Genomic DNA, 1005 nt, shown 5'->3' with positions numbered 1-1005 from the left:
GAGGGCGGGTACAAGGTTGTTGACCCGGTGGCCTACGCGAACGTGCTGTGCGACATCGAGGCGTATCTGAGCGGTGGCAGGAAGGCGTGGGAGAAGGTCAACTATCCCCGCCCGGAGGCCATGAAGGAAAAGTACATCGACCAGCTCGTGCGCGATCACGGCGGCGAGGTGCCGGACGGCGTGGAGTACAAGCCGGGGCGCGCGCAGACGGTGACGTTGCGCTTGCCTCGCGGGTTCGTGGACAAGGCGTTCGACGCGCAACGGCTCAACAATGCCATGAGACTGATCGGGGGCAGTGATGAGCAGTGATCTCATCCTCACCAGTGAGCAGGACAGTTTCACGGAGCGCCAGATGGCCGCGTTGAACGCGCTCGGCGTGCAGGACGCCAGCCAAGGCGACCTCGCGCTGTTCCTTAACCAAGCGCAGCGCACTGGACTTGACCCGTTCAGCAAACAGATCTACATGATTGGCCGTAGACAAAAGGTGAACGGGCAATGGGTCACCAAGCAGACCATCATGGTCGGGATCGATGGGTTTCGTCTTATAGCCCGCCGTACCATCGACCGCACGCACGAAAGATACAGTGCGCCCGACATACTCTGGTGCGACCCGAAGGGCGGGTGGCACGACGCATGGATTTGGGATGTGCCGCCGGTGGCCGCGAAGGCGACGGTGGTTCGCGGGGACGGGCAGTTCAGCGCGGTCGCGCTTTACAAGGAATACGTCGGCACGAGATTCGATAAGCAATCCGGCAAACAGGTGCCCAACAGCATGTGGGAGAGCAAGCCGGCGCTCATGCTCGGCAAATGTGCGGAGGCTCTCGCCTTGCGCAAGGCTTTTCCGATGGAGCTGTCCGGCTTGTACACGTCGGACGAGATGCAGCAGTCCGACAACCAGACGGTGCAGTCCGCGCAGGCCGATCCCGTCGAGGAGACGCAATCGGAGGACAAGGCATCCGAGGAGGTGCCGGTGCAGGATGGCGAGGTCATGGCCACGACGGGACA

At 62.4% G+C, this 1005-nt stretch carries 1 protein-coding gene and 1 pseudogene; both read left to right on the top strand.

Annotation, left to right across the window (positions count from 1 at the left end; all coding sequences use genetic code 11):
- Nucleotides 1-309 (top strand): annotated as a pseudogene (locus G1C94_RS07645) (hypothetical protein); the annotation flags it as partial.
- The coding region (bet, locus tag G1C94_RS07640; protein ID WP_172147262.1) for a phage recombination protein Bet at nucleotides 299-1005 on the top strand (707 nt) is incomplete at its 3' end. The pseudogene G1C94_RS07645 and the gene bet, both read left to right, overlap by 11 nt.

This window comes from Bifidobacterium panos (assembly GCF_012932445.1).
GTDB classification, from domain to species: Bacteria; Actinomycetota; Actinomycetes; order Actinomycetales; family Bifidobacteriaceae; genus Bifidobacterium; species Bifidobacterium panos.
Note: the sequence above shows the minus strand (reverse complement) of the source record. Positions and strands in the feature narration are given on the sequence as shown.